The sequence below is a fragment of the Actimicrobium sp. CCI2.3 genome (assembly GCF_035019065.1).
In the GTDB taxonomy this organism is placed as follows: domain Bacteria; phylum Pseudomonadota; class Gammaproteobacteria; order Burkholderiales; family Burkholderiaceae_D; genus Actimicrobium.
In genome coordinates, this window is sequence record NZ_JASJWR010000022.1 from 38952 (window position 1) to 59389 (window position 20438).

Here is a 20438-nt window from a genome sequence, read left to right on the forward strand (position 1 = left end):
CCTAACTAAGACAATTCAAAAATGCACATGCCGCGCGAAATCGCCCGGCAAGAAAGATTGGGCAGTACGGGCAGCGGTCTCTGCCAGCGGACTCAACAGCGCCTCGGTCCAGAATGGTTGCTGAGGTATGGCGGTAGTGCCACACACCAGCACGACAGCGAGCACGATAACCAGTCCGCGCGCCAGCCCAAACAAACCACCGAGGCCACGATCGACCAGTGTCAGACCGCTGGCCTTGATGATGGATTCCAGCGCCATCGACAGCAAACCCATCAACAAGCGTACCCCGATAAACAAAACAACAAAAGCCACGATCAGGCGCATCGTGCTACCCGGGATAAGCGCTGGCAGCAATTGAGCCAGCGCATCACCGTATTGATTAGCGACCACCAGCGCGACGATCCAGCTGGCCAGCGACAGCACTTCCTTCACCAGCCCGCGCAAAGTACTGATCACCACAGAACAGATCAATATGAACAGCACCAGATAATCAAAAACAGTCAAAGGCATGTACCAGCTCAGGACGGCACGACGGTGCCGGACAAACCAATCTTGCTCAGCCGTGCGCGCATCTTGTCGACTTCCTCCTGACTGGAAAACGGACCAATACGAACCCGGATACGCTGACCGGCATCCGTCCCGATCGTTTGCGTGTAGGAACTGATACCGGCGGCTTTCAATTTATCTTGTAGCTCGGCGACTTTTTCTTTCGTTGCCAGTGCGGCTACCTGCACGATGAGCCGGGCGGCTTTCTTGTCGACCTTTGCTGCGCTGGCAGAACTACCGTCGAGTATAGCCATGGCGCGGGCACTGTCTGTGGTATTACCGTCGGCGGGTGCGGGTGCGGGTGCGGAATCTGGCTTCGGCTCGGGCTTCGGCTCGGACTTCAGTTCAGGCTTGGGCTTGGGTTCGGGCGCGGGCTTCACAGCAGGTTTCTCCACCGGCTTGACCGGCACCGCCACACTGGCTTCCTTTGGTTTGGACTCGTCTGCCGACACGGCAATCTTGCTGACACTGGCCGGCGTCGCAGCGCCAGGCTCAATGATCTCTTCAGATTTATCGAGCGCCGCACCCTGAGGCAGATTAGCCGCCGGCGCATCCGACGCAGTCTTTGGCTGGGTTGCACGCGCCGGTGAATCCTTGGACGGGATCTGAACCAGTACATCATCGCCCAGCGGCCGTGGATCAGAATCGAGCACCATCGGCAGACCAATCACCGCAGCCAGTACGAGTGCCACGGCACCAACCAGACGGCGGCGGGCGCGTTTTTTCTCGGGCAGGACCGGGTCGATTTGCTCGGCAGCTTTTTTGGACGGCTTGCTTTTTGTCCGCCCCCGGGCAACCCCCGACTCCTCTTCGGAACGAGAGAAAAACGCCCCTTCCGAAGTGTCAGGTTCTGGTGGTTTCTTGCGAAAAAACGATGTCAAGCCCATGCTGTCGAGTGAAAGTAATTCAGTGATTGGCAGCAGCGCGGAACGCCATGACGCCGGCGACGGTGAGGAACGATCCGAAAACCGCAATTCTATCATTCTCCCCTGCCCGGCTCGTTGCATTTGCGAATGCTTCGGCTGGCGTGGCGAAACAGCTAATCGTACATTCGGCATCGGTTTTGTCGCTCGGCGTCACGCCGGCGGCAAGGAGTTTGTCGCGTATCTGCTCGGCGCTGGCACCACGCGGCGGCGGCAGATCGGTCACGCACCAGTGATCCACCTGACCCTTAAGTTGCGCAATGACGCCATCAATATCTTTGTCCTGCAACGCACCGAACACCGCATAGGTGTAGGGATGAAAACCCATATTGCCGAAGTTTTGCGACAGCGTTGCCGCCGCATGCGGGTTGTGGGCCACATCAAGAATCACGGTTGGACGGCCAGGCAACACCTGGAAGCGGCCTGGCAAATCGACCAGCACCAACCCGGTCCGGACTTCCTGTGCACCGACCGGTAGCCGCAGTCGCAATACTTCCAGCGCGGCCAGCGCCGCAGCGGCATTGAGCAACTGGTTGGCACCGCGCAAGCTCGGATAGCCCAGCGAGTTGCGGCGCTGGTCGCGGCCACCATAATTCCACTGCAATTGGTCGCCCATGTAATTGAAGTCCCGTCCCAGCAGCCACAAGTCGGCACCGATCGCGGCCGCATGGTCGAGCAGGGATTGCGGCGGTACCGGGTCGCTGCAAATCGCCGCTTTCCCGGCGCGGAAAATCCCGGCCTTTTCAAAGCCGATGGCTTCGCGCGTATGACCCAGATATTCGGTGTGATCGATATCAACACTGGTGATGATCGCGACATCGGCGTCAATGATATTCATTGCATCCAGGCGTCCGCCCAGACCAACCTCAAGAATCACGACATCGAGATGCGCATCGACAAACATCTGCAAAATCGCCAGCGTGGTGAACTCGAAATAGCTCAGCGAAATCTCGCCACGAGCTTGCTCGACGGCGGCAAAGTAGCGCACCAGTTCGGCATCGGAAGCCGCCTCACCGACCACGCGGGCCCGCTCGTTGAAATCGATCAGATGCGGCGAAGTCGAGAGGCCGACACGGTAACCGGCTTGCAGCAGGATCGCTTCGAGCATGGCGCAAGTCGATCCTTTGCCGTTCGTGCCACCGACGGTAATCACCGGGCAATCGAAACCGATCTTCATGCGTGTCGCGACCGCGGACACGCGGTCGAGGCCCATGTCGATGGTGACTGGATGTTGGGATTCCAGGCGGCTTAGCCAACCTGCCAGTGTGTCGGGAAGTGTTTGCATGATGCTCAAGATGGGTTCGATCCGGAAAAAATAAAGCCCGAACTGATCGCTCGGGCTTGCTGGTGGCAGAGGGGGTTCAGGCGATCACGTCGGCAGCCTGGTTTTGCAACAGAGCCAGTAGCCGGGCGATTTCTTCGCGCATTTTGCGGCGATCCACAATCATGTCGACAGCGCCCTTGGTGACTAAAAATTCGGCACGCTGAAAACCTTCAGGCAGTTTTTCGCGCACGGTATTTTCGATCACGCGTGGTCCTGCAAAACCAATCAATGCTTTCGGCTCGGCAATCACGACATCGCCCATGAATGCAAACGATGCGGATACGCCACCCATGGTCGGGTCGGTCAGCACGGAAATAAAAGGCAGCTTCTTTTCAGCTAACTTGGTCAGCATCGACGTAGTTTTCGCCATCTGCATCAGCGACAGCAAACCTTCCTGCATCCGTGCACCGCCTGTGGCAGTGATGCAAATGAGTGGCACCATCTGTTCGAGTGCGTTTTGTGCAGCACGGACAAAACGTTCGCCGACGACGGAGCCCATTGAGCCGCCCATGAATTCAAATTCAAAACAAGCCACCACGACAGGTAGCGACATGATGGTGCCACCCAGAACGATCAACGCATCGGTTTCGCCGGTGGCTTCCATGGCCGCTTTCAGGCGATCCGGATATTTCTTGCTGTCCTTGAACTTGAGCGTATCGACCGGCAGGACTTCCTGACCTATTTCATATCGACCACCTGCGTCGAGCAAGGCATCGAGGCGCTCACGGGCACGGATGCGCATGTGATGATTACACTTCGGACAAACCCGGATATTCGATTCGAGATCGGTGCGATACAGCACCGCTTCGCAAGAAGGACATTTCACCCACAGGCCTTCAGGCACGGACTTGCGTGTGGCTGATTCGGAGCGCTGTATGCGCGGTGGTAGCAGTTTCTCAAGCCAGCTCATGGTGTCCTCTAAATTTTTTACTTGGGCGATTGTACCTTTTGCCCGTACCGCGAACAAAATCGATCGTCAGTGACTCAGTCTGCGGCATCCAGCGCCGCGCGGATTCCGGCCACAAAGTGATGGGCGGTCTCGACTGCCTTGTCGTGCGGCGTGGTCTCCAGCTCCTGGATAATGCGACTGCCAATGACGACGGCATCAGCGACACCGGCAATGGCGCGGGCGGTCGCGCCATCACGAATACCAAAGCCAACAGCGATCGGCAATTTGACATGCTGGCGGATTGCGGCAATGCGTTCCGATACATTCCCGATATCGATATTGCCGGCGCCGGTAACGCCTTTGAGCGACACGTAATAACAAAAACCGCGTCCTGCGGCAGCGACCTGACGAATGCGTTGGTCCGTCGATGTCGGTGCCAGCAGGAAGATCGGATCGAGGCCCTGGGCTTGCATGCCAGCGGCGAATTCTTCGCATTCTTCAGGAGGATAGTCGACGACGATCGTGCCATCGACACCGGCAGCGGCGGCCGCGGCGATAAATACCTGCTGTCCCATGCGCTCGATCGGATTGGCGTAGCCCATCAGTACGACTGGCGTCGTGTTGTCCGTTTCGCGGAACTGGCGCACGAATTCGAGCACGTCGCGTAAGCCGACACCATACTTGAGTGCGCGTTCGCAGGCGCGCTGGATGACCGGGCCTTCGGCCATCGGGTCGGAAAACGGAACACCCAGTTCCAGGATATTGGCACCGCCGGCAACCATCGCATGCATCAGCGGCACGGTCAGTTGGGGCGACGGATCACCTGCGGTAATGAATGGGATCAATCCGGTTTTGTGGCTGGCTGCAAGCGCCGCCATCGTTGCTTGAATTCTGGACATGGTCTTTACGGGGTGATGGTATTCGAAAGATGCGCCGGGCTACTGGCCCGACGCATTCCGGCTGCGGCTTACTTGTTAGGCGTGCGATGCAGCGTAATGGTCTTGGCTGCGTTGGCAGACTCGAGGGCAGCGGCACCAACAGCACAGGATTCGCGGCAGTAGAAGTTCATTCCCATGCGCTCAGCGACGGTGTGCATGTCCTTGTCGCCACGGCCGGACAAGTTGACCAGAATGATCTTGTCCTTCGGCAGGGTGGCGGCCAGCTTGGCCGCATAGGCCAGCGCGTGGCTCGATTCGAGTGCCGGAATAATGCCTTCGATCAGACAGCAATCGTGGAACGCCTGCAGCGCTTCGTCATCAGTGATTCCGACATATTGCGCCCGACCGATATCTTTCAACCAGGCGTGCTCCGGACCCACGCCCGGGTAGTCGAGACCTGCCGACACCGAATGCGTTTCGGTGACCTGACCGTTTTCGTCTTGCAGCAGATAGGTGCGATTACCGTGCAAGACGCCTGGTGTACCGAGCTGCAGTGAGGCCGAATGCTTGCCGCTGTCCATGCCTTCGCCAGCGGCTTCGACACCGATCAGCTGAACATCATGATGATCGATGTACGGATAAAAAATTCCCATGGCATTCGATCCGCCGCCGACGCAGGCCATCACGTAATCCGGCTGACGGCCGGTCATCACGGGCATCTGCTCCAGACATTCCTCGCCAATCACCGATTGAAAGTCACGCACCATCATCGGATAGGGATGCGGGCCAGCCACGGTGCCGATGATGTAGAACGTATTTTCGATGTTGGTGACCCAGTCGCGCATCGCCTCGTTGAGCGCGTCTTTCAGCGTTTTGGAACCGGACTCTACTGGCACCACGGTGGCACCCAGCAGCTTCATCCGGTAGACATTCTGGGCCTGGCGCTTGATGTCTTCGCTACCCATGTAGACGATGCACTCGAGCCCGAAGCGCGCGCAAATCGTGGCGGTAGCAACACCATGCTGTCCAGCACCAGTCTCGGCAATGATGCGTGGCTTGCCCATGCGCTTGGCCAGCAGCGCCTGGCCGATCACGTTGTTGATCTTGTGCGCGCCGGTATGGTTGAGGTCTTCACGCTTGAAATAGATTTGCGCGCCGCCCATTTTTTCGGACCAGCGTTTGGCGTGATAGATCGGGCTTGGACGACCGACGAAATGATTCAGGTCGTCTTCGAATTCGGCCAGAAATTCCGGATCGTTGCTGTAGCGTGCGTAAGCAGCTTTCAGTTCGTCGAGTGCATGTGTCAGCGTTTCTGAAACAAAGCTACCGCCATACGGACCAAAGTGGCCGCGGTTATCCGGCAGGTTGTACGCTTCGGCCGGATGTGCGGCCTGTTGTTCGCTAAGTGTGGTGAGTGTCATGGATTTTCCCGGGTGATGCATTGTCTGGTGCACCGTGGCTCAGGCTTGTATTGTGTCAGCCAGGCGCACGGCGGCGATGAAATGGGTGATGGAGGCAGCGTCCTTGATGCCTTTTGCGACTTCGACGCCACTACTGACATCGACCGCAAACGGACGGACACGGACCACCGCCTCAGTGGCGTTGTGCGCGCTCAAGCCACCACTTAAAACGACCCGAGGTGCGAGCTCTTCTGGGATGAGAGACCAATCGAAAACCTTTCCAGTACCACCGTAACTATCAGCCAGGGTATCGAACAACAAACCGGAATAGAGATTGCCGGTAGCGCGATAGGACTGCTCGCATTTTAACAAATCTTCGGCAATTGTCTTTGCACCCACTCTGATCGCCCGCAAGTAGGGGCGATTGACGGCAGCAGCGATCTCGGCGCACTGCTCTGGTGTCTCGTCACCATGGAATTGGAGCAACGACAACGGCACCACGCGCAGTACTTGTTCGACCTCTGCCAGGGTGGCATTGACGAACAGACCAACGGTAGTAATGAACGGCGGCACATGGCGCAACAGCATTGCCGCCTGCGTCGCGGTGACGTAACGGGGGCTGGGCGGATAAAACACCAGGCCGATCGCATCGGCGCCGGCAGAAATGGCGGCAGCAACATCTTCGTCACGGGTCAATCCGCAGATTTTGATTCGGGTACGGTGGTTCATTGGTAGCGGTTTCTTTTTAAAATAACCTGCGACAGGGACAACTGGCACAACACCGAAGAGACAGTCGGTTCAATAGTGTGCAAAGGCCTGTGCTGGCGACTGTGGCAATTCCCATTTCGGATCGTAATCGATTTTGGCGAGGTACAAGCCGTGCGGACTAAACGTGGGTGCGGCAAGATGACGGTTTTTCTGCTGAATCAATTCGGCCAGCCAGTCGACCGGCTGGCGTCCCGTTCCTACATAGATCAGCGAACCAACAATGTTGCGCACCATATGATGCAGGAAAGCATTCGCATGGAGCTTGATGACGATGAGGTCTTCGCGTCGCGTCAGCACGATCTCATGCATCATTTTCACTGGCGACTTGGCCTGGCAATCGGCAGAACGGAAAGCCGTGAAATCGTGCGTGCCAATCAATGATTGCGCAGCCTCACGCATCCGGTCGAGGTCAAGTGGTCGGAATACCCAGCCAGCCTTGTCATTCCACAACGGAGACCTGATCGGATTGTTATACAGCAGGTAGTGGTAGGTGCGTGAGCGTGCGCTGAAACGTGCATGAAACTCGTGTTGCGCATCAAGTCGGGCTTCGCATGCCCAGCGCACCGCGATCGATGGCGGCAAATGGGTATTGAGCCCGCGGATCCAGGACGACATCGGTCTGTCCAGCGGCGTGTCAAAGTGCACCACTTGCTCGATCGCATGAACGCCGGTATCGGTCCGTCCGGCACAATGGATGGTCATGTCAGATTGCGTGAACTTGAACAATGCCTGCTGCAGTCGGTCCTGCACGGTATTACCGCTCAACTGGGTTTGCCAGCCATGCCATGGTGTTCCGTCGTATTGCACACCGAGAACCAGTCGTTTCAAATTCATGTTCGCTTCTTATCCGCTAACCGCCTTGGCGGAAAAAACCTGTCAGTTAACAACAAAACGGGCGCAAACGCTGTGCGTTGCGCCCGTTGGAAAATGTCATTCGTTATCCGAATTTGGACAACATCGCCGCTGCCTGCCGGACCTGCTCATTGGAGCCACCCTGAATAACCTCGTCCAGTAACTCCCGGGCACCTTCCTTGTCGCCAATTTCTTCGTAAGCGATTGCCAGATCGAGCTTGGTTGCCATTTCAGGTTCGTTCAACAGGTTATCCTCCAACTCGGATGCAGACGCAATCGCAGGCACCACCTCAGGCAGGCCTGCTCCGGTGCCGTCTGCTGAAGTCTTTTCCGGATCAAGATCGAGGCTGATACCCGACAAATCAAAGTCAAGCGGATCAGCGTTACCCGTCAACTCCGAGCGGCGCTCCTCCTGAAATGAAATACTTTCCTCAAAAGCAGTTGCAGGAGACTCGGGATCAGGCAACGATGGCTCTTGAGCTAGCAGCGCATCGTTGTTGGTATCAGGAAAATCAAGCGCATTGGCAGCGTCGGTTGGGTCGGATACCTTTACCTCGGCTTCGTTCGTCACCAACTCTGGCACGTCAAAATCCATCGACAAGTCGTCGTTCTTACTGACAGGGCTATTGCTGTATTTATCCTGAGCTGGCTTGGCCAGATCAACTGGGGTTTCAGCAACCGGAGCGGGAGATGCGTCGAAACCATCCAGATCAAAATCGAGCCCGTCATCAACAGGCACCGCTGCCTCGGTTGTCGGTGCTGGCGTTACGTGCTCGTCAATCGGCTTGGCCACAATGTCCTGCGCCTCTTCACGGCTGGGATCCGAAGTCATGTCAGTATGTGTCGCCGCGAGCAACGCATCGAGGTCCAGATCCTCCATCGGCCGCGTTGGAGCACCCAGATCGGCAGCCACCACCGTCGGCTTCATCGCTGCCGCCTTGCCGCCGGCATACATCGGATTATTCGGATCCAGTGCAACGCCCATTGACGCGGCCTGAGACCACTCGTCACCGTCGCCTTTTGTCCGGCCATACAATTCGCCTGCCATCAATTCGAACGCTGCGACGTCTTTGCGATTGGCATAAATTTCCAGCAACTTGAGTCGCACCGCGTCACGTTCAGGCTGTGTGCGCAACGCTTCCCTGAGAATTTCTTCAGCCTGAGCATCGCGACCATAAGCAATGTACACGTCGGCTTCGGCGACCGGATCAACTTCGTTGGTATCGAGTTGACTCGATGTCGGTGCAAAATTGGAGTTGAAAACGCTATTGTTTGTATCGACACTTTCACCGCCGGAAGCGCCAAACATCGAATTCGTTTTCAGACTCGAATCGGTCAGCAAGCTGTTTTCGAATTGCTGGTTCTTTTTCTTCCTGCGCGAACTCAGGATGCCGAAGCCACCCAACAACACGAGCAGCAGACCCAGTCCTGGCAACAGGTACGTGTTTGCGATGAGGCGATCGATGAGGCTGACCTCTGCAGCGACCGGCACTGGCGCGGGTGCTTCAGGTTTTTGTACGATGCTGGCCACTGGGGGAGTCACTACCGGAGGAGTTACTACCGGAGGACTTACTACCGGAGGACTTACTACCGGAGGACTTACTACCGGAGGAGTCACTTCCGGCGCAACATCGATCGGTGGTGTGACTGCTGCTGGCGGGTCGGTTTTCACCGCCTCAATAACTGGCGCTGATGGCACGCCGACAGACGGCACCGGCGTTGGTGCTACCGCCGCACTGTCCGCTACCGGTGCCACCGGTTTTGCGGCAAGATCCGCCCGCTTTTGCTGCTCGGCCAGATTCTTGTTTTTCATCTCCAGCAATTTTTGCAGGTCAGCGACATTTCTTTCCAGATCACGCACTCGGCTATTCGCTTCAGCCAACGCCTTGTCTTTGGCAATGCTATCTTCAACGCTGGCAGTACTGGCGTTTTTAGGTGAAGCCAGGCCGGCAGCACCAGATTTCGACAACTTCAGTTTGTCCCTGGACTCCGCAGCCGCATTATTTGCTTCCTCAACCTTCGACGTAATCTTGCCGCCCGCGCTCTGCTTTGCTTCGGATTCCTCCTGCGGTGTCGATGTAGTAACTTGTCCAGCCAACTTATTCCGGTAACTACCAAAGTCCTGCGCCTGCGCAACGATAATGCCCCTGGCCTCTTGTGCGCCAACGCTACGCGAAGCATCGGCCGTCGGAATGGTGAGTATCTCGCCGGTACGCATCCGGTTCATGTTCTCGCCGACAAAGGCTGATGGATTGGCGCGATACAACGCCACAAGCATCTGGTCGAGTGACACGCCTGCAGGACGCGTCTGAATTGCGATCTGGGTCAGCGAATCACCACGCTTGATCTGGTAACTCTTCTCGATCGCCGCAGGTGCGTCTGTCGACTTCACTCTGCCTGAAACCGGCTGCGGATTCTCGGTCGCGGCGACTGCAGTCGTTACCGGGTCAGCGGAGCTGGTGCCTGACGCGGATGACGGCACACGTCCCTGTGTGGAGTTTGCCGCATTGACTTGCGCACTTCGCAAGTTGGCCGGGTCGAGCAGAAAAGTGTACTCGCGCACCAGCACGCCGTTCGCCCCTTGCAACTCCAGTAGCAAATCGACGAAAGGCTCGTTGATTGGTTGCGCCGAACTCACCCGAATGAACTGGCGCCCCCCGCTTTGCTCGACAACAAATTTGATGGCCAGCACGGCAGGATTGAGTGCGATGTTAGCTTGTCGAAATGCCGCCGCACTCGCCAGCTTTACCGCCAGCGTGCCCGCTTCTTCTTTACTCACCGAAGTCAATTCGATCTCCGCACTCAGCGGTTGACCTAACGCCGACAGTACCGTCAGACGTCCTAATCCTGCCGCATAGCCATTCGATACCAACAGTGTAGCCAGCACTGCAGCGCCGATTGTCTTTAATGCATAAGATCCAAGTTGCGAGCAAGTCGCCGACGCACCGGGATTACGTACGGTAGATGAAGATATTTTGAGTAACATAGGTCAGTAATCCCTTGGCGCAGTCAATGTTAGAAACCAACTGTCGATCAACATCATTTTTTCAGAGCAACTTTTAACATAGCATCGTGACTAGGGTTAAGCAAGCGTAACCAAGTCACTTGTCTGTGCAAACAAACAACATTTAACGTATTAATGATCCAAAACAATCCGCAACATCCGCCGCAAGGGTTCCGCCGCACCCCACAGCAATTGATCGCCGACAGTAAATGCGGACAGATATTCCGGACCCATCTCCATTTTTCGCAACCGTCCGACCGGTATCGTCAAGCTGCCTGTGACAGCCGCTGGCGTCAACCCGGCCATCGACGCTTCGCGCGTATTCGGTACTACTTTGACCCATTTGTTGTTGCTAGCGATCAGGTCGCTGATTTCATCCAGAGGGACGTTTTTCTTTAGCTTGATGGTCAGTGCCTGCGAATGACATCGCATTGCGCCGACCCGAACGCACAAGCCATCCATCGGAATCGCGGGCTGTGCGTTGCTACCGAAAGCAATCCCGCGACCCAGTATCTTGTTCGTCTCGGCAGCTGATTTCCATTCTTCCTTCGACATGCCATTACCGAGATCCTTGTCGATCCACGGGATCAGGTTACCGGCCAGCGGAACCCCAAAATGCTTTGTTTCATCGGCAGTCATCGCATGCTGCTTCGCCAGTACTTTGCGATCAATTTCGAGGATCGCGGCGGACGGATTATCGAGCAGCGCCTTGACTTCGGCATTGATCGTGCCGAACTGGGTCAGCAGTTCACGCATGTGTTGCGCGCCGCCACCCGATGCAGCTTGATAGGTCATCGAACTGACCCAGTCAATCAGGTCATGCTGAAACAACCCACCGAGGCCCATCAACATGCACGACACCGTGCAGTTGCCGCCGATGTAGTTTTTGATACCGCGTTGCAAGCCAGTCTTGATCACGTCCAGATTGACCGGATCGAGCACGATGATCGCACTGTCTTCCATGCGCAACGTCGAGGCGGCATCAATCCAGTAACCGTTCCAGCCAGTTGCGCGCAACTTTGGAAATATCTCGCTGGTGTAGTCGCCACCCTGGCAGGTCAGAATGATGTCGCATTTTTTTAACGCATCAATATCATTGGCGTCTTTCAGGGTTGTTTCGTTGCGTGCCAATGCCGGCGCTTCGCCACCGGCATTCGATGTCGAGAAAAATACCGGTTCGATATGGGCGAAATCATCCTCTTCCTGCATACGTTGCAAGAGGACCGATCCAACCATCCCGCGCCAACCTACCAAGCCCACAAGTTTCATTATCATTTCCTAAACGTAAGGCGGAACATAACCGCCGTATTTGACTAATATCAATTAAGTGCTTTGACGACCGCATCACCCATCGCCGTGGTGCCGACAAGTGTGGTGCCTGACTCGTGAATGTCGGCAGTACGCAACCCTTGCGCCAGCACCGACTTGACGGCAGCATCGATCCGGTCTGCCTGCTCGGGCTTGTTCAGCGAAAAGCGCAGCATCATCGCGGCCGACAGGATCGTCGCCAGCGGATTGGCAATTCCCTTGCCGGCAATGTCCGGTGCCGAACCGTGGGAAGGCTCGTACAACCCCTTGTTATTGGCGTCCAGAGAGGCCGATGGCAGCATGCCGATCGATCCGGTCAGCATGGCTGCCGCATCGGAAAGGATGTCGCCAAACATGTTGCCAGTGACAAGCACATCGAATTTCTTGGGAGCACGCACTAACTGCATCGCTGCATTATCGACATACATATGGTCGAGGACGACCGCAGGGTATTCGCGATGGACATCGGTGACGATATCGCGCCAGAACTGACCCGTTTCAAGCACGTTGGCTTTGTCCACGCTGGTCAGGCGCTTGTCGCGCTTGAGTGCCGCTTGAAACGCGACATGGGCAATCCGGCGAATCTCGGTCTCGGCATAACGCATCGTGTCAAACCCTTCGCGTTCGCCTTTGAATGCTCCGTCTGGTGCCGTCCGGACTCCGCGCGGTTGACCAAAATAGATGTCACCGGTGAGTTCGCGAATGATCAGGATATCGAGCCCGGACACCACTTCAGGCTTGAGCGTGGAAGCACCGGCCAGTTCGGGATACAGAATTGCCGGACGGAAGTTAGCGAACAGGCCCAATGTCTTGCGTAAGCCAAGAATTGCCTGCTCAGGACGCAAAGCGCGCTCCAGCGTGTCGTATTTCCAGTCTCCGACTGCACCGAAGAGGATTGCGTCGGCATCTTTAGCCAGTTGCAATGTGGCGTCAGGCAGCGGATGTCCGTGCGCTTCATAGCCAGCCCCACCGACTGGTGCAGTTTCCATCTCAAACTGTTCACCCAGAACATGGAGAACACGCACGGCTTCCGCGATGATTTCAGGACCGATACCATCGCCCGGCAGGATTGCAATTTTCATAGAGTACCCGGTAAGAATAGGCAACCGGAGCGCCTCCGGCTGCAAAAAAACTGCATCAGATTACGTTCGTGAGCCATGGCTTGCTGGCCAGATGGCGTTCTTCGAACGCGCGAATCTTGTCGGCTTGTTGCAACGTCAGACCAATATCGTCGAGACCGTTTTGCAGGCAGTACTTGCGGAAAGTGTCCACTTCAAAAGGGAAACTTTCGCTGCCGCTAACGGTACTCACGCTCTGCCGCTCCAGATCGATGACAAGGCGAAAGCCGGGAAAAGCACGTACTTCATCGAACAGATGATCGATCTGCGCTTCCGTCAGCACGATCGGCAGCAGGCCGTTCTTGAAACAGTTGTTGAAGAAGATGTCGGCGTAGCTTGGCGCAATGATGGCGCGAAAGCCGTATTGATCGAGCGCCCACGGAGCATGTTCGCGCGAGGAGCCGCAACCGAAATTCTTGCGGGTCAGCAAAATCGAGGCACCGGTGTAACGAGGCTGATTCAGCACGAAATCAGGATTGAGCGGTCGGCGCGAATTGTCGCGACCAGGCTCGCCGTGATCGAGGTAACGCCACTCGTCGAACAGGTTGGGACCGAAGCCCGTGCGCTGGATCGACTTCAGAAATTGTTTGGGAATGATCGCGTCGGTATCGATATTGGCACGGTCTAGCGGTACGACCAGGCCGTCATGCAGGTTAAATTTATTCATGTGAAGTCAGCAATCAATGACGTTCGGACGTTCGGACGTGCAACAGGGTTGAGGTAATCGGCATGACCCCATCAGGCACCATGCCGATCACTGAAAACAGCGGGTCTTAACGTGACGCGCCTTGTACTTTTTCACCAACGCGCTCGACATCCTTGCCCAAGCCGTTGATAGTATTGCAACCAGACATCATAAAACTGGCGATCACCAGCAATAGCAAGATGGTCTTACTCGGTTTATACATTCCCTGCTCCCAGTCTTTTTTAACTTCAAACTATAAGGTGCGAACGTCTACAAAATGTCCTGCAATACCTGCGGCTGCAGCCATCGCCGGACTGACAAGATGGGTACGTCCACCCGCACCTTGCCGGCCTTCAAAATTACGATTCGAGGTCGAGGCACAGCGCTCACCGGGTTCAAGCCGGTCGGCATTCATGGCCAGGCACATCGAGCAGCCCGGCTCGCGCCATTCAAAACCGGCATCGCGGAAAATCTTGTCGAGGCCTTCGCGCTCGGCCTGTTCCTTGACAAGCCCGGAGCCGGGTACCACCATCGCCAGGCGCACGTTAGACGCGCGAAATTTGCCACGCACGACTGCAGCGGCCGCGCGCAAGTCTTCGATACGCGAATTGGTGCACGAACCGATAAACACCTTGTCAATGCGAATATCGGCGATCGCCGTGTTGGGCTTTAACGCCATGTAAGCCAGCGCTTTTTCCATCGAATCGCGCTTGGTGGGGTCTTTTTCCTTGTCAGGGTCCGGTACCCGGCCATCAATTTCGACCACCATTTCGGGCGAGGTCCCCCAGGTCACTTGTGGCTTGACTTGACTGGCATCAAGCGTCACGACGAGGTCGAAACGTGCACCCGCATCGCTATGCAGCGTGCGCCACCAGCTCACGGCGCGCTCCCAGTGCGGTCCGACCGGCGAAAGCGGACGACCCTTGACGTAATCGATCGTGGTGTCATCGACGGCGATCATGCCGGCGCGGGCACCCGCTTCGATCGCCATGTTGCAGACCGTCATGCGGCCTTCCATCGAGAGCGAACGGATTGTGCTGCCGGCAAACTCGATCGCATAACCATTGCCACCGGCCGTACCGATCTGGCCGATCACGGCCAGCACTATGTCTTTTGCCGTAACGCCTTTTGGTAGCGCACCGTCGATTTGCACCAGCATGGCCTTGGATTTTTTGGTCAGCAAGGTCTGCGTCGCCAGCACGTGCTCCACTTCGGAAGTACCAATGCCATGCGCCAGGCAGCCGAACGCGCCGTGCGTCGACGTATGCGAATCGCCACACACGACTGTCATGCCGGGCAGCGTTGCGCCTTGCTCGGGACCGATCACATGAACAATTCCCTGACGTTTGTCACTCATGTTGAAATAGGTCATGCCATAGGTCTTCGCATTGGCGTCGAGTGTCTCGACCTGCAATCGCGAGGTCGGGTCGGCGATGCCATTGGCGCGATCAGTCGTTGGCACATTATGGTCCGCGACGGCCAGGCTGGCCGACAGGCGCCATGGCTGGCGACCAGCCAGTTTCAGCCCGTCGAAGGCTTGCGGACTGGTGACTTCATGGACGAGATGACGATCGATATAAAGAATGGTCGTGCCATCACTGGCAGTGTCGACCACATGCGAATCCCAGAGTTTGTCGTAGAGTGTTTGGGCCATGGAGCGCTCCGCACCGTTTTCGGCACGGCTTTAGCGAAGAAAATCGGACCCTGATTATGCCATAGTTGCGCAGCGCAATTCGCGCAAAAACGGTGGACTGTCGACTGTGAAACCCTGCTGCAGGGGCCACAGTAGGCGTAATCAGCCCGGTGCGGACGACGCAGGGATCGCCGCCAGCGTGACCTGCACATCACCGCACTGGGCACGATGACGCAACGCGTGATCCATCAGTACCAGGGCCAGCATGGCTTCGGCGATCGGTGTGGCGCGGATGCCAACGCAGGGATCGTGGCGGCCAAAGGTCTCGACCTTGATCGGCTGGCCCATTTTGTCGATCGAATCACGCGGACTGCGAATCGACGAGGTCGGCTTGATTGCGATGGATGCAGTAATCGCCTGACCAGTCGAAATTCCGCCCAGCACGCCACCAGCATTGTTGCTGCGAAAACCCTCTGGCGTGAGTTCATCGCCGTGCTCGGTCCCCTTCTGCACAATCGACTTGAACCCGGCACCAATCTCCACGCCCTTCACGGCATTGATACCCATCAATGCGTAAGCGATCTCGGCATCGAGCTTGTCATAGATCGGCTCGCCCAGCCCGACCGGGACATTCTCTGCCACCACGTCAATACGCGCACCGCACGAATCACCCGCTTTGCGCAGGGCGTCCATGTAGGTTTCGAGCTGCGGTAGCACGCTCACATTCGCTGCAAAAAATGGATTCTGGTCAACGTGGTCCCACGATTCAAACGGAATCACGATGTCGCCAAGCTGGCTCATGCAGCCGCGAAAGGTCGTGCCGTATTGTTCGCGCAGCCATTTTTTTGCGATTGCTGCAGCACCAACGACGGGCGCAGTGAGCCTTGCCGACGAACGTCCGCCACCACGCGGATCGCGCACACCGTATTTTTGGAAATACGTGTAATCAGCATGACCAGGACGAAAAGTCTCGGTGATATTGCCGTAGTCCTTGCTGCGCTGGTCTTCGTTACGGATCAGCAAGGCAATCGGGGTGCCGGTTGTCCGTCCCTCAAAAACACCCGACAGGATTTCAACGGTGTCGGACTCCTTGCGCTGCGTCACATGACGCGAGGTACCCGGCTTGCGCCGGTCAAGTTCAGGCTGGATATCGGCTTCCGACAGCAGCATTCCGGGCGGGCAGCCATCAATGATGCAACCGATAGCCGGACCGTGGGATTCGCCAAATGTGGTGACGGTAAAGAGAGTGCCAAGGGTATTGCCGGACATATTCTGTGGACAAAAAAGGAGAAAGACTAATTTTAGCAGGCCGACACCCGATACCCGGATCGATTTTCCCGAACAGGGCAGGCAAAGCGATCCATGTGCCAGCCGTCAGGAATACCTCGACTCGGCAGGTGACTCCCTTACCAATCCAGTGACAAACGAAAATGGAACGCAAACGGCATCCACGCTGCCAGACAGGCTCCTGGTGTCCGACATCACCAAACCCCCAGCGAAGTCAGGACCATGAAACCCATCCGACTGATGCGTTTTATTAGACAGCCGTGCGGGCTATGTCCCGCCAGTGCAGCGCCAACAAAAAATCCGGATTCGTACCGGGTAATTTGATGACAAAGTTCCGGCTGTGGTTGTGTCGCGTTGATACAATCGAGAACCTTCGCCCTCATCGGCAATGATTGACGAACAGGAGTTGGCATGAATCGCAACATCATTATCCGCACGCTTCAATGCCGCATCACCAATCTACTGGCGGTGTATGGCTTCGGTAGTCGTATTACCGGTACCGCCGGACCCGACAGCGATCTGGATCTGGCCGTACTGGTGGCCGGATATGCCGAACCGCTGGCGCTGTGGACGCTGGCGGGTGATTTGGCGGATGTGGCAGGTTGTCCCGTTGATCTGCTTGATCTGCGCGCCGCGTCGACTGTGATGCAATACCAAATCATCACCACTGGCGAGCGCTGGTGGGAGAGTGACAACCAAGCCGTCTTGTTCGAGGCAGCGGTACTCAGTGAAAAAACTGCGCTGGATACGGCACGCGCAGGAGTACTGGCAGACATCCAATCAAGGGGAACGGTCTATGGCTGATGACGTGCTGATCAACAAAGCTGCGACCATCGAGCGCTGTGTGGCGCGGGCACGGGAGGAATACGCAAGCAATCCGGCCGATTTTTCCATCAATTTTAGCCGCCAGGATGCTGCCATTCTGAACATACAGCGAGCCTGCGAAGCGGCACTGGATATGGGGCAACATCTGATTCGCAGGGAAAAACTCGGCGTACCGCAAAGCGCTCGCGATGTGTTTGCACTGCTGGCGCAAGGCGGCTGGATCGATGCAGCACTGGCCGATAGCCTCAAGCGCATGGTGGGATTTCGAAATATTGCAGTCCATGATTATCAGGCGCTGCAACTGCCGATCACCGTGAGCATCATTACCTCTCATCTGGACGAGTTTTTGCAATACAGCCAGGCCATGCTGTGGCGCGATGCCGTGCAGAAGCCAGAATAAACTCGCCCGCGTCGACGGCGTGGAGTTGTTCTAGACCACGCTGGACAGATGCCCGATGAGGCTCAGGACAACCGCTCCTGACTGACCAGCACGCCGTCTGCGTCGGCATAGATCCAGTCACCGGGTCGCACCATGACGCCAGCGATCGTCGCGTTCACGCCGGTTTCGCCCACCCCCTTGCGCGCGCTGCGCCGCGGATGCACAGCCAGTGCGCGCAGTCCGATGCCACAGGCATTGAGTTCTTCCGCGTCGCGTACGCAGCCAAAGACGATGATGCCGCTCCACCTGTTCGTTTCAGCCAGTTTGGCAAGGTTGCCACCCACCATGCCGCAACGCAGACTGCCACCCCCATCAACGACCAGCACCCTGCCCTGTCCTGGTTGTTCCAGGGCGGCACGCACCAGGACGTTGTCCTCGAATACCTTTAACGTCACGGCCGGACCGCAGAAGGCCCGCGATTGTCCATAACTCTGAAAAACCGGGGGCAACACCTGCAAGGTACCCAGCACGAGCAGGTCTTCATGGGCATCGCATAAATCACAGCTTGAAAAACGCATCGTCATCTTTCGTCAAGGAGATCGGGCACCAGCATACCTGTGTGATCGCATTCATCCGGCAAATGACAGGAATGTCATCGGAAAATTCAATAAAACATCCTGCTTTTTCCAAAATTAATCGGCATCAATATGAAATGTCGCTACTATGAGGAGCAGTTTTTTTGACACAACCGCACCTTGGACGACATCTCGATGACGGTCAGCACAAAGGTAAATCGCAACACAACTGCCATCAGGAGTGGTACCGGTGTCTGACAACGAGCAACTGGACAAATTAGAAATTGACCGACTCAACCGCCAGGCTTTGTCTTGCCTGGCGTCAAATCGCCAAGAGACAAAACGGCTTGCCAGCCTGACGCTGGCCGCATCGGACCGTATCGGCTACCAGCGCGGTAGCGCCCATGCCAGGCTCAATATGTTGTCAGTCTTGTTTCATAATGGCGAGTTTGAACAGTCCGAGGCAATGTGCAAGCCGTTGCCGGTCCTGTTCCAGAGCCTCAATGATCTTGAAGGCGGGATGACTGCCTCGGTGTGTCTGGGAGCAATTGCCACCCGGCGCGGCGACTTCGTGCGCTCGGCCAGGCACCTGGATAACGCACGCAAACTCGCCAGCCAGATCCCTGATTCGCTCAACAAGTTTTCGCTTTACAACCGGCTCGGTATTGATGCGATCAGTCGCGGCGACATCAGTGCCGGCCCGCGCAATTTTCTGCTGGCACTCGACATTGCCGAACGCTTCGGTACCGCCTCGCACCGCGTCAACATGCTGTCCAACCTGGCGTCGTGTCAGCATGACCTGAGCAATGACGACGATGCCATTGTATTGCTGGGCGAAGCACTCGATATCATTCGTCACGAAGGACTGTATTCGCAGCAGCCATTGGTTTCAGGCAATCTCGCGATGTGCTTGCTAGCGACGGACAAAGTGCAGGAAGCGTTGCAGGAAATCACCCCATTTTTCGATGTTGCCGACATTGATCCCGCTGACAAGGCTTTTATCTACAGCCTGGGGGCCCACGCCTCCATCCTGCTGCTGAAACTGGATGACGCCGAAGTCTTGCTGAACCAGGCCCAACAGTTTGCGCTGATCAACGATGATCATGAAGAACAGATGCATGCCTGGCTGGTGCGCGGCATGCTCGACATGGCGGCAGGACGAACTCGTGCGGCGCTGGTGGCACTGGAAAATGCGCGCAGCCTGCTCAATACAACGCGCAACCCTTTTTACCAGCAGCAAATCTTCAAGGGGCTGGCCAGCATCCATGCCAAACTTGGCAAATGGCAAACCGCCTATCTCCATCTCGAGCAATACCAGTCCCATGTGGAATCGAGCAGCAAGTCCGCGCGCGACTCACGCCTGCTGATGCGCCATCTCGAAACCGAGATGAAAAACCTCAAGGTCGAACGCGATAGCGCACTGGAAAAACAGGCCGCGCGCGAAGCGGACAACCAGAAACTGGCCGACCTGAACAAAGAGCTAACGCATCAGATCCACCATGTCAATTCGCTACAGAGCTCACTGCAGGAACAGGCATTTCATGACCACCTGACGGGGCTCTATAACCGACGCCATTTTGAAACCTGTCTCGATGCAGTACTGCATGAGTCAACCGGTCACTTTTCGATCGCCATCGCGATTGTCGATCTCGATCTGTTCAAGCGCGTCAATGATACCTATGGCCATCCGTTTGGCGACGAAGTGCTAATCCGTTTTGCGCAACTGGTCGAGGCCAACCTGCGCGGCAGCGACATGCTGTGTCGTTATGGTGGAGAAGAATTCTGTATCTTGCTACGCGATGCGGACGGTGAAACCGCCGTCAGCAAGATCGCAACGATTGCCGCCGAGTACCATGCGCTCGTAATCAGCCATGGTGCCCATACGCTGACAGGCTGCACCTTCTCGGCCGGTATCGCCGAATATCCGCGACATGGCGCCACCCGCAATGTGTTGCTCATGCATGCCGATACCGCGCTGTATGCAGCCAAAATGGCAGGGCGCAACCGTGCGCTGGTCGCGCTTGGTGATTGACTGCGAGATGAG

Annotated in this window: 19 protein-coding genes; 3 read left to right on the top strand and 16 right to left on the bottom strand. The window is 56.6% G+C overall.

Annotated elements, in window-relative coordinates; all coding sequences use genetic code 11:
* Window positions 1-15: 15 nt before the first annotated feature.
* The 15 genes from QN370_RS13205 to aroC all read right to left on the bottom strand — a co-directional run bounded on the left by QN370_RS13205 (window position 16) and on the right by aroC (window position 16597).
* Window positions 16-504 carry a CvpA family protein gene (locus tag QN370_RS13205; protein WP_322127238.1) on the bottom strand — a complete coding sequence of 163 codons (489 nt, stop codon included), beginning with the start codon at window positions 502-504 and terminating at the stop codon, window positions 16-18.
* A 14-nt stretch (window positions 505-518) separates the two neighbouring features.
* Entirely contained in the window at window positions 519-1529 is a 1011-nt protein-coding gene (locus QN370_RS13210) for an SPOR domain-containing protein (RefSeq protein WP_323581734.1), read from the bottom strand.
* On the bottom strand, window positions 1453-2754 hold the full coding sequence (gene folC / locus QN370_RS13215) for a bifunctional tetrahydrofolate synthase/dihydrofolate synthase (RefSeq protein ID WP_322126934.1): 1302 nt from the start codon (window positions 2752-2754) through the stop codon (window positions 1453-1455). Before folC ends, QN370_RS13210 begins: the two co-directional genes overlap by 77 nt.
* A gap of 76 nt (window positions 2755-2830) precedes the next feature.
* Window positions 2831-3703 carry an acetyl-CoA carboxylase, carboxyltransferase subunit beta gene (accD, locus tag QN370_RS13220; protein ID WP_322126933.1) on the bottom strand — a complete coding sequence of 291 codons (873 nt, stop codon included), beginning with the start codon at window positions 3701-3703 and terminating at the stop codon, window positions 2831-2833.
* A gap of 74 nt (window positions 3704-3777) precedes the next feature.
* The gene (gene trpA / locus QN370_RS13225) at window positions 3778-4581 is read right to left on the bottom strand and encodes a tryptophan synthase subunit alpha (RefSeq protein WP_322126932.1); all 804 of its coding nucleotides are present in this window, start codon (window positions 4579-4581) and stop codon (window positions 3778-3780) included.
* A 68-nt stretch (window positions 4582-4649) separates the two neighbouring features.
* Window positions 4650-5981 carry a tryptophan synthase subunit beta gene (gene trpB / locus QN370_RS13230; RefSeq protein WP_322126931.1) on the bottom strand — a complete coding sequence of 444 codons (1332 nt, stop codon included), beginning with the start codon at window positions 5979-5981 and terminating at the stop codon, window positions 4650-4652.
* Between the two features lie 39 nt (window positions 5982-6020).
* A complete protein-coding gene (locus QN370_RS13235) occupies window positions 6021-6689 on the bottom strand; it encodes a phosphoribosylanthranilate isomerase (RefSeq protein ID WP_322126930.1) in 669 nt (222 codons plus the stop codon).
* A 69-nt stretch (window positions 6690-6758) separates the two neighbouring features.
* A complete protein-coding gene (gene truA, locus QN370_RS13240; RefSeq protein ID WP_322126929.1) occupies window positions 6759-7562 on the bottom strand; it encodes a tRNA pseudouridine(38-40) synthase TruA in 804 nt (267 codons plus the stop codon).
* A gap of 103 nt (window positions 7563-7665) precedes the next feature.
* A complete protein-coding gene (locus QN370_RS13245) occupies window positions 7666-10467 on the bottom strand; it encodes a FimV/HubP family polar landmark protein (protein WP_322126928.1) in 2802 nt (933 codons plus the stop codon).
* A 249-nt stretch (window positions 10468-10716) separates the two neighbouring features.
* On the bottom strand, window positions 10717-11853 hold the full coding sequence (asd, locus tag QN370_RS13250; protein ID WP_322126927.1) for an aspartate-semialdehyde dehydrogenase: 1137 nt from the start codon (window positions 11851-11853) through the stop codon (window positions 10717-10719).
* Window positions 11854-11903: 50 nt separating this feature from the next.
* Entirely contained in the window at window positions 11904-12974 is a 1071-nt protein-coding gene (gene leuB / locus QN370_RS13255) for a 3-isopropylmalate dehydrogenase (protein ID WP_322126926.1), read from the bottom strand.
* A gap of 55 nt (window positions 12975-13029) precedes the next feature.
* On the bottom strand, window positions 13030-13677 hold the full coding sequence (leuD, locus tag QN370_RS13260; RefSeq protein ID WP_322126925.1) for a 3-isopropylmalate dehydratase small subunit: 648 nt from the start codon (window positions 13675-13677) through the stop codon (window positions 13030-13032).
* Between the two features lie 106 nt (window positions 13678-13783).
* Entirely contained in the window at window positions 13784-13918 is a 135-nt protein-coding gene (locus QN370_RS13265; protein ID WP_322126924.1) for an entericidin A/B family lipoprotein, read from the bottom strand.
* 30 nt (window positions 13919-13948) lie between these two features.
* Complete coding sequence (gene leuC, locus QN370_RS13270; protein ID WP_322126923.1) at window positions 13949-15349, bottom strand: 3-isopropylmalate dehydratase large subunit; 1401 nt, start codon at window positions 15347-15349, stop codon at window positions 13949-13951.
* A gap of 141 nt (window positions 15350-15490) precedes the next feature.
* Complete coding sequence (gene aroC / locus QN370_RS13275) at window positions 15491-16597, bottom strand: chorismate synthase (protein WP_322126922.1); 1107 nt, start codon at window positions 16595-16597, stop codon at window positions 15491-15493.
* A 429-nt stretch (window positions 16598-17026) separates the two neighbouring features.
* Here aroC and mntA point away from each other — a divergent pair, with 429 nt between their 5' ends.
* Window positions 17027-17419 (top strand): type VII toxin-antitoxin system MntA family adenylyltransferase antitoxin, encoded by a 393-nt coding sequence (mntA, locus tag QN370_RS13280; protein ID WP_322126921.1) that lies wholly within the window; start codon window positions 17027-17029, stop codon window positions 17417-17419.
* Window positions 17412-17840 (top strand): type VII toxin-antitoxin system HepT family RNase toxin, encoded by a 429-nt coding sequence (hepT, locus tag QN370_RS13285; protein WP_322126920.1) that lies wholly within the window; start codon window positions 17412-17414, stop codon window positions 17838-17840. The genes mntA and hepT overlap by 8 nt, the downstream gene beginning before the upstream one ends.
* 62 nt (window positions 17841-17902) lie before the next feature.
* On the opposite strand, the gene rraA is transcribed toward hepT, so the two are convergent.
* Window positions 17903-18397 (bottom strand): ribonuclease E activity regulator RraA, encoded by a 495-nt coding sequence (rraA, locus tag QN370_RS13290; RefSeq protein ID WP_322127237.1) that lies wholly within the window; start codon window positions 18395-18397, stop codon window positions 17903-17905.
* 247 nt (window positions 18398-18644) lie between these two features.
* On the opposite strand from rraA, the gene QN370_RS13295 reads away from it, so the two are divergent.
* A complete protein-coding gene (locus QN370_RS13295) occupies window positions 18645-20426 on the top strand; it encodes a diguanylate cyclase (protein WP_322126919.1) in 1782 nt (593 codons plus the stop codon).
* Window positions 20427-20438 lie beyond the last annotated feature (12 nt).